Raw genomic sequence first — 9,232 nt, 5'->3', positions numbered from 1 at the left:
GGCGGGTCTTGGGGTACGTCCGCCCGCTTGTCCGGCTCTAATGCCGGAGCGGCCGGGGCGTTTAAATCGGTTGTTTCTTCACTCATATTAATTCCTCACTTTGGCGGTTTACCTGTTGTTGTTCCGCTTTCACTTCGGACAAATATTCCCCCCGCATTTGTGCGTAGGCGGACGGGGCGGCTTCTTCTATTTCCGCCAGCAGAAAAAGCCCCAAACTCCTTTGCCCGCAATGAAAGGCCGTCGCGCAGGCATCGCCCGGCACAAAGCCGTGCTGGCACAGGGCGGAGGCCTGCAAAATACGCCATAGCACACGGCGGCCCTGTACGGTTTTTAGAACGGCCTGCAAATCGCAGGCGTTGCGTTTTTTTAATTGTTTTTCGTTCATAGGTTTTATATAGACGGGAGAGAAGCCGGAGCCGGTGCGGTTCTCTCCCGCGGCAGGGGCAGCGTGCGGTAATTTTAGACGCCTGCCCCAACGCTTATGCGGTTTTTGATAGGCAAATACGGGGTTCCGGGAGCCGTATTCACTCCGCTTTCGGGCCGCTCGCTTATAAAGGCGCGCCCGGGAGCGGTTTTTCATTTTGCTTTTACTTTTCCGAATTTTTTAATAAGGCGGGTGCTACGCCCAAGGCGTTAAGTCCTTCTTCCAGCGCGCGGTTGTAATCCACCCGCTCGCCTACTTGTGGATTAGCCGCCGCCAGCGTGGCCGCATAATTAATACCTTGGACAAGAGACGAAAGCCCCGCGGCTTTTTGCGCACGCGCAATAAGGGACACATATTCTACCTTCATTTTCAGGCCCTGCACGCTTTCGGGCGCGGGCGGCAGAAAACCTTGGCGGTAGAGCAAGGCAAAGGCACGGTCAATAAGCGGATCCAACAGCTCGTTTTTAAGCCGCTCCAATACGGGGCCCAACACCAGCATTTTTTCCTGGTGGCGTTCGGCCACCTCGGCGGCGGTCATATTGGAATAATTTTGCGCGGAAAGCATTAAAAATACGTCCGCAAAAAACTGCGCGCGAACCGTGCTTCTGACGGACGAAATGGCATTTTCCAAGGACGATAAATCGGCCTGCACCTGATACGCGGGTTTTACCGCCGCGTCCGTCGTGCCGTTGTAGCGGGTAATCCCGCCGGGCAGTAAATTCACTTCGCCCTGCACATTGGCCGACACCATTACGGGCGGATTGGTATTTTTATCCAATGCCACCAACTTGGCCTTTTGCATTTTTTGAAGCATTTTTACGTCGCCCAGACACTTCCACCCCGGCCCGCGCCCGTACGCATCCGCCGCGTGTTTTACTTCCCAGCGGGCGGCAATCACCGGGAACTCCCGGTATCCGCTTTGGCGCAGCAAATGGCCGGACTCCGTTAAATACACGGATAAATAAGGCATACGGCGGTTATCCAGGCACTCCCGGGAAAAATCTTTATTGGGCAAAATCAGGTGGATAATTTTATGGTAGCGGTTTGGAGCGGACGATACCAGTAAAGAGGGCGGCAGATTTTCAAGGCCAAAGGCTTCGCGCATTTGCGGAACCGTTAGAAAGAACTCGCGCCCGAAGCGGTTCACGCGACCCAAGGAATCGGTGCCCAAGCAATATTCCCCAATGGTAAAGGGACGGCAGCGAATCCCTTTTTGCGGGTCTTCTTCCAGCAAAAAGGCCGCCGTGCCAAAGACGGCAATTTCTTGGTAAAACATATGGAGCGTGCTATACACATTGCTCGCCGCAAAGGCGTCCTCCAAGCGTTTTTTTACTTCGGTGAGCCACTCGCGCACGCCGGGAGCGTCCGACAGTTCGCGCGGGGCAAGCCCCAGGTCAAACCAACTTCTTGCCGGGCTCGTCAGCCCGCTCATCATCCCGGCGGAAAGAATTTCCACCGCTAAACACGGGTCGCTGTCCAGCAAGGTTTTGTGGTCCAAGCGGCGGCCTTGGTTGGGCGTTTGCCCGTCAAAAAAGCCCCGCGTAGGCGCCAAGTAAGCGCAGAGGTCCTTCCAAGCGGGCAACCAGGTGGCGCGCTCGCTTTTCAGTTCGCCGTAAAGGCGCAGATAATCGGTCTTTGGTTGAATATTATTTTTCATAGGTAGGAATTAACCCGTTTTTTTCGCGCACGGGCGTGCGCAAACGGTAAAAATTTATTAGAATAACAAAAGAGGTACGACTATGATGGGATTAATTACGATTTTTGTATTTGTGATTTTGCTTGCGTTTCCGGGATTTTACATTATCACGCGCAAGGTGTTTCCAAAGAAGAGCAAAAAATCCGCTACTTGGATTTCTATTTTGCTGACGGTTATTTTACTGGGGTTGTTGGCCTTGGGCCTGGTAGGAAACCCGGTATAAAAACCTGTTGGATTGCTTTTTTGCCCGCTCTAACGAGCGGGTTTTTTTATGTCAAAAAAGCCTATAAAAGCATATAAAAGACGCTTTTAATTACACTACAAAAATTGTTGGGAAATAATAGGAATACTGCGTAACTTCTATATTTTTTATTTTATCATAAAAAATAGCATTTTGTCAAGCAATATTTTAAAAGATTTCGTATTTTACTTAAATTTTAAGCAAATATTTTTATTTTTTTAGGAAAATAAGGCTTATTTTACAGGCTGATTATTTAGCCGCTTTCGGCAAGAGGAGTACATAATCAAAGCCGGACAAGCGGGCCATTTTTTTGGCGTTGGCTTCGTTCCAATAAAAAAGCACAGGGGCTTGCTGTTTTTTATAAAGCCAGGCAAAGCGTTCGGGCCGGGCAAAGGGGTTATAAAATGCGCTGTTTTCCCCCCATACGTTCACCACCGGGAAATTCCCCAGCGGGTGTTCTGCCTGCACATTTACCACGGCGGTATTTTCCCCCGCAAAGAATTTAGGCATTGCGTAAAGCATATGGTAAGCCACGTGCGAAGCCCCGGCATATACAATAAAAACCGCATCGGGGTCCGTTTGGCGGACTTCCCGCATTTTTACGTCCATTTGGCGGGCCCAATTTTTGTTGCGCTCGGCTACGACAGAAAACGAAGAAAGTTCCGAGCGGTACATCTTGATATGTTCCGGGTTCTCTAACGGATAAACTTCTACGCCGCTTTCTACGAGCGGATAGAGTACATCCCCGGCATAGGCTTCGTACTTGGCGTGGTCGTTTTCCACCCAAATAGTCCGTTTATTATCAACCGTTTCCCGCGTGGCGCGGCTTAATCCTTCGCCGCCGCGGCGGTAATAGTCATATTTGGAGTATTCCCCCTTCACACGGGGCAATTCATCTAAATTTAAAAACTCCGTAAACACAACTACCCGTTTGCCGGGATTTAATTCGCGCAAGCGAAAGATTAATTCCTTAATCTGTGCACGGGCCTGCGGCTGGTAATGCGTTTCGCCTATCATAATCAACTGACGGCCCTTTAATTTAGCGGCCAAGGTTTCCGCCGCCTGTTTGCGCACCGTTTTAAGTTCATCAAGGCCCGCACGGGGCAACGCGCGCAATTGGGCTTGGCGCTCCTTTAAACTGGCACCTAACTTTAAGGCTAAACTCATATTTTCCGGTTTAGTTATCCACGCCGGAGGCACATTAGAGGGTGGCGCTTTTAAGCGGGCAATTTCTTGCTGCAACTGTTCAAACAACATACCGCTGTGAGCCGGACCCCGCCAAGTAGTGGCTGTATTGCGGGTTATTTGCGCCACACGCCCCGCCGCGCGCACGGAAGCCGTAATTTGCTTCTGCGCAAACAGAGGGGTAGCCAAGCACAAAACCGCCAATACAGGAATTATCTTCATAAGGTTACTATATGTATTTTGAATCCTTTTAAACAGAGTCCTTGGACCTATTTTTTAAAGGTAAAAGGACCCACTAAAATATAGGCCTTATATCACGTCGTACTCGCACCCGGCAAATTCTTTTACGCCCAAACTTCTGGGGCGGACGGGCGCCGCAAAGGTCAGCGCGAGTGCGTCGGCCAAGTCCGGGCTTTGGCCGCACCGCTCCTTTAATTTATCTTTGGACTCCAAGCGCATCCGCCCCGCCGCGTCGTACTCGTAGCACACTTGGCACAAATCGGCCTTTAATTCGGGCGACGGCGGCAACGAGCCACCGGCCTTTAACCAACGGGCCATTTCGCCCCACATTTCCGCCCGCTTGTTGGCGTACTGCGCGGGGAAAAGCGAGGCTCCGCCAAAGGGTACTTCGGTTACGCAAAAGCCCAGTTGGCGCAAGCGGTCAATCACGCCCCCGCCGCACCCGGCATCTACAAATACACCGTCCGGGTGAAAAAGGTTTATCTGCCGCGCGGCACGGTCAGCCAGCGTCATATTGTCAATATGGCGGAACACCAGCGGCTCAAATGTTTTTAACCCCTGCCGGCAAAAAATAACACTTCTGTCGTCGCCAAAGCGGGCGGGGTCAATGCCCATAATTTTAGGGGCAAAGCGCACCTCGGCCGGGCTATACGCGCGGGCGCAGGCGGACAGCACCAAATCTATGGGAATTAACACATTTTCTGCGCTGGCGGTAAAATCGCACAAATATTCTTGGCGGAAAATGGTGTCCGGCGTTTCACGCTTTAAGCGCGCCAGTTCGGCGGGAGAAATTACGCCCGATTCGTCCGCCCTAAAAACGCCCGTCCACCAAACGGAAGGCTCGGATAAAGCGGCCTTTTGCGCCCGGTTAAAAAGTTCAAAAAAGGCGTTCTGCCCTTTTGGCGTGCCCATAAAAACCGCCCACCCCTCGCGCGACAACAGCATCGGGCGGATGATTTCGGTAAACACATCGGGCTTGATTTGGGCGTATTCGTCCAGTACCACCCCGTCGGCATAGGTGCCGCGCAAGGCATCGGGGTTATCGGCCCCGCACACCCAAATCCGCGCGCCGTTAGGCAGGCGGACGGCCAGTTCACTTTCGTTTACGGTAACGTCCGGCAGGGGCGCGGTATAGCGTTTAACATAATCCCAGGCAATCATTTTGGCCTGCTTTAAAAAGGGCGCAATATAAAAATACCGCGCGTGCGGAAGCGGATTTTGCAGGGCCTTTTTAAGCAAATGGTTGACGGCGCAGACCGTTTTGCCCAGTTGGCGGTGCGTAACGAGCACACAAAAGCGGTGGGTTTCCAACTGCGGGTGAATTTGCGCCTGCACGGGGCGCGGCGAATACGGGATAACGATACGGGTCTTATTCATTTGTTTTCCTCCCAGCGCACGACGATATCCGGGCGTGCTCCGTCCTCTTTTCCGTCCTTCCACCCCAAAAGATTTTTGGCGGTAAACACCGCAAAGGACGAGGAATAATTGCCCCGCAGACTGTTTTGGATGAGAATATTGCCCTGCAAGTCGCGCGCCTTTTGGGCGGCCAAGCGGAAGACAGGGTGCTTTTTCTCCCAACTGGAAAGGACCTCGCAAGTGGTGCCCAGCATTTTGGCAAAGGCCGCAAAGGTGGGTAGTTCTGCGGCGGTTTCCACCAAACTAATGCTGCCGTCGCGCTTTTGCACTTCGGTAACGGTAAACGGGGCCACATTAAAAAAAGCAAGCAAACGCTCGCAATATTCCGGCTGATAGGAAAGCGGTTTTTTGGCTGGCATATTGAAAAACTCCAAATAAGAATTGCGGGACAATGAAAACGTCCCGTTTTGCATATTCGGAAAGTAAAAGGAAAGCGTGGGCGGGTCGCCCGGAGATAAAAAAATTACAAACCGCTTTTTTGCGCTTTGTAATTATAAATATATTATAGCAAAGTATTTTTTATTTGTCAAATTAATTTTGCAAGAAAAATAAATTTGCCTTAAAATCACACGCAAAAAACGGTACGCCTTTTATAGGACATAAAAAGGGCAAAAAACGCCTCTCTTGCCTAAAATACCGCCACGTTAAAGAGGAATCTTCCTCGGGCAAAAACGCCCGGTTTTCGTCCGCAAAAAAGCGGTTATACACGCTTATCAACGATTGCAAATAAGCATCGTCCGCAGGCGCCGATAAACACCCGCGCACGCCGTCCACCGGGGCAGATAAACGCGCCGCCCGGGCAAAAATGCGGTTTTCCAAGTCAATTTTAGCGGATAAATTCATAAAAAGGACATAAAAAAGGCCCCTGCAAGAGGGGCCTTCAAACAAATAAATCAGGCTACCAATGCAGTAAATACGGCGGGATTAAGAGCAGCATAGAAAGCACGGCCAGCACAATTTGCAGGCCCAAGTTCCAGCGCGCCCATTTAAGCCACGGGATCCCCGCCATACCGATAGCGGCCATTGTAACGGGAGCCGTGGGAATAATGGCGTTCGTCCAGCCTTCGCCGAACTGGTAGGCCAAAATAGAAAGTTGCGGACTGATACCCAGTAAGTCCGACAGCGGAATCATTACGGGCATTGTCAGCACGGCCTGGCCGGAGCCGGACGCCACAAAGAAGTTAATAAATGTATGCGCCCAGAACATCCCCTCCACCGCGGCCAAGGGATGCTGCTGGCCGATAATTTGCGCAATGGCGTGCAAAACTGTATCCAAAATGCGCCCGTCGGAAGCAATCACCACAATCGCGCGCGCCAAGGCCAGCATAATAGACACGCTAACCATACTGCGCGCCCCGTCAATAATCGCGTCCGTCGTTTGGTTCAAGGACAAGCGGCCGATAACCGCCGCCACCAACCCTACGCCCAAAAACAGGCCGGAAATTTCAATAATATACCAATGATAAACCGCCACCCCATACACAAGCGCGGCCATACCCAAGGTAAAAACAACCGAAATCCAAATATGCGAGGCTTTAAAATGCGGCTTTTCCAGCACGTTTAAATGCAGGTTTTTGCGTTTTTCTTTATCGGCCTCGTAAGTGATACTTTTGGTGGGATTTTTGCGCACTTTTTCCCCGTACCACGTAACAAACCAAATCACCACGCCCGTGCAAATGGCCCACACGGCAAAGCGGTATCCCAAGCCAGAATAAAGCGGCAGTTGCGCAATACCTTGGGAAATGCCGACCGTAAACGGGTTCATAAACGCCGAGCCAAACCCCACCCACGCGCCTAAAAAGGGAATACTCACCCCCACCACCGTATCATACCCCAGCGAGAGCGCCAGCGGGATAAACAGCGGGATGAAGATAAGGGTTTCCTCCTCCATACCGAAGACGGCCCCTCCCAGCGAAAACAAAATCATACTGACCGGGATAAAAAACTTTTTGAGGGCGTCCGTGCGCGAGAACAAATAACTGGTGCCCAAAATCACGGCGTTTACCGTGCCGGTGCGTTCCAAAATGGTAAAAATCGCCCCGGTAATAAAAATAAACACAATGATGTCGGCACAATCGCCAAAGGCCTTGGCGGGAGCCGTCAGCACGGCGGCAAGGCCCTGCGGGTTGGACTCCACCTTATGGTAGGACCCGGCCACGGTATAGGAACGGCCGTCCTTTTGGACGGTGTCATACTGCCCGGCGGGCAGGAGGTACGTCAGCGCGGCCATAACCAGCATAATGGCAAAAATTAGGCCGTAAATGTTAAGGGAAAAACCTGATTTCATTTTTACATTATAGATAATTTCCCCTATACCCCGCCTGAAAATTCCATTTAGCGGCTAAAAAAGTCCGCCAAATCGCGCGCAAAGCATACCAGGCTGATAACGCCCACCAGATAAAAAATGAAGTAGAAACACATAGTGGGAAGATGTGGTTAGCAAAGTTAAGCCAATCGGCCGGAAGCCTTTTTAACATAGGGCGGACGCGTTGGAATCTTAACTTTGCTAACCCAAACATCTTTTTATTTGCTACAATAAACTTGCGCCCCCTGGCGGGATACACGCAAGCAAGAGCGCACAAAATATTGGGGCCGCGGGCGCGGCCTAAACTGCCGGGTCCGGCAGACGGATTTGCTTCTGTAAGGATAGAGGCAACTTTGTACGCCCGGAGAATATAAACAAGTTAGGGCTTGTTTATAAATGTTAGTATAGTAAGTATTGTTAGCATTTGTCAAGTATTTTTTGGTCCTACTTGGGCCCAGCCACTTTTTAGAGAGGAGCCGATGATAAATAAGTTTGAAAAACAACTGGAAAAATGGAACGGCGGCGTATTGCGCGGAGCCCAAGCCAAGTTAGCACGGCTCCTGCAAGTTTCCACCGCCACGGTGGCCCTGTGGACAACCGGAAAACGCCGCCCCTCTAAGGGGTATGTGGCCCAAATGGCGCAACTTTTCGGGCTGGATGAGTTTTCCGTTATGCGGCTTTTTACCCCCATTACCACGTATCCCGAGGCGCACCCGTTTTCCCCTCTGCCCGCCTTACGCGATGCCCAAGGGCCGGAAAATGCTTACAGTGCTGACAATTCTGCCGCGCAAAGCAACAGCGTTTCCATACCGCTTTTATCCGCCGCCCCCTTGCACTACCCGGCATTAACCGGGTGCGAGGTAACCGAGTGGTGGACCTTGCCCCGCCAACGCACCCAAGGCGGCAAATATTTGCTGGACATAAATAATGCCCTGTGGCTTATTAAGCCCGCAAACGAGTGGGCGGACGGCAAAACAATGCTAATTTGGGCAGGTGGCCAAAGCCTGCTTGCCAAGGTGCAAGATCAAACGCTTTTGGCCGCTACCGGGCAGACGCTTCCGACGGACGAAACGCGCCCCTTGGGCCTTGTGGTATTAAAAATGGATTATATTGGATAATTCCCCTTGATTTCGGCCGGAATTCCACTATACTATTCATATCCCTAGTAAGGGCCGACAGAAAACTACCCCGGCGCGCCAGCCTTTCCTGATGACGTCTGGCGGTGTGAACGGATGACAACTGTTCCCGATTGTTTGCCTTGCGGGCGCGAAGAGCGTGGCACGGCAGAGGACCGGGAAGCAGAAAAAAAGTTCTTTGAGGATTGTACAACACGGAGCAGGTGCGTTTGGTATGCAAGGCCGCTGCACAAACTTTGGGCCGGCTGCTTGAGGGCAGTTGGAGTTCGCCAGAGGTATGGGGCGGCGCAACCACCGGCAGGCCCTGTGTGGCGCCGCAAAACTTTGAACTGTTGGAGTACCTGTTACTACGGAAAGTGAGTAATTATGGACAAATCGGCTGATTGAGACCCCTGCGTTGAATAAACACAGGGGTCTCGCTTTATTACAGCAACTAGGCCCACCCCCAACAGGAATAACACTTGTTTTTTGCTGTCATTTAAAAAATATTAGATTACATTACCCCTAGCGAGCGGCCGGCTTCCCTCTGGGATAATACCTCTTTTAGGTTGTCATCCCCGAGGGGCTGGCGGCCCGCAGGGTTCGGGAA

The 9,232-nt window shown here is 51.6% G+C and carries 9 protein-coding genes; 2 read left to right on the top strand and 7 right to left on the bottom strand.

Annotated features, from left to right (window positions below; translation table 11 throughout):
- Positions 1-82 precede the first annotated feature (82 nt).
- Both B2118_RS05600 and B2118_RS05595 read right to left on the bottom strand, forming a co-directional pair.
- On the bottom strand, positions 83-385 hold the full coding sequence (locus B2118_RS05600) for a hypothetical protein (protein WP_428053983.1): 303 nt from the start codon (positions 383-385) through the stop codon (positions 83-85).
- Positions 386-587: 202 nt separating this feature from the next.
- On the bottom strand, positions 588-2,081 hold the full coding sequence (locus B2118_RS05595) for a portal protein (protein ID WP_428053982.1): 1,494 nt from the start codon (positions 2,079-2,081) through the stop codon (positions 588-590).
- A gap of 82 nt (positions 2,082-2,163) precedes the next feature.
- Here B2118_RS05595 and B2118_RS05590 point away from each other — a divergent pair, with 82 nt between their 5' ends.
- Entirely contained in the window at positions 2,164-2,343 is a 180-nt protein-coding gene (locus tag B2118_RS05590; RefSeq protein ID WP_428053980.1) for a hypothetical protein, read from the top strand.
- A gap of 267 nt (positions 2,344-2,610) precedes the next feature.
- Here B2118_RS05590 and B2118_RS05585 read toward each other — a convergent pair whose 3' ends face one another.
- The 5 genes from B2118_RS05585 to B2118_RS05565 form a co-directional block, all read right to left on the bottom strand.
- A complete protein-coding gene (locus B2118_RS05585) occupies positions 2,611-3,768 on the bottom strand; it encodes a hypothetical protein (protein ID WP_428053978.1) in 1,158 nt (385 codons plus the stop codon).
- 87 nt (positions 3,769-3,855) lie between these two features.
- On the bottom strand, positions 3,856-5,163 hold the full coding sequence (locus B2118_RS05580; RefSeq protein WP_428053976.1) for a terminase large subunit domain-containing protein: 1,308 nt from the start codon (positions 5,161-5,163) through the stop codon (positions 3,856-3,858).
- The gene (locus B2118_RS05575) at positions 5,160-5,561 is read right to left on the bottom strand and encodes a hypothetical protein (protein WP_428053974.1); all 402 of its coding nucleotides are present in this window, start codon (positions 5,559-5,561) and stop codon (positions 5,160-5,162) included. The genes B2118_RS05580 and B2118_RS05575 overlap by 4 nt, the downstream gene beginning before the upstream one ends.
- Positions 5,562-5,733: 172 nt before the next feature.
- Complete coding sequence (locus B2118_RS05570; protein WP_428053972.1) at positions 5,734-6,045, bottom strand: hypothetical protein; 312 nt, start codon at positions 6,043-6,045, stop codon at positions 5,734-5,736.
- A 55-nt stretch (positions 6,046-6,100) separates the two neighbouring features.
- Positions 6,101-7,489 carry a YfcC family protein gene (locus B2118_RS05565; protein ID WP_428053970.1) on the bottom strand — a complete coding sequence of 463 codons (1,389 nt, stop codon included), beginning with the start codon at positions 7,487-7,489 and terminating at the stop codon, positions 6,101-6,103.
- Between the two features lie 497 nt (positions 7,490-7,986).
- On the opposite strand from B2118_RS05565, the gene B2118_RS05560 reads away from it, so the two are divergent.
- Complete coding sequence (locus B2118_RS05560) at positions 7,987-8,625, top strand: helix-turn-helix transcriptional regulator (RefSeq protein ID WP_428053968.1); 639 nt, start codon at positions 7,987-7,989, stop codon at positions 8,623-8,625.
- Positions 8,626-9,232 lie beyond the last annotated feature (607 nt).

This window comes from Candidatus Avelusimicrobium stercoris, assembly GCF_002437085.1.
Classification (GTDB): Bacteria; Elusimicrobiota; Elusimicrobia; order Elusimicrobiales; family Elusimicrobiaceae; genus Avelusimicrobium; species Avelusimicrobium stercoris.
Note: the sequence above shows the minus strand (reverse complement) of the source record. Positions and strands in the feature narration are given on the sequence as shown.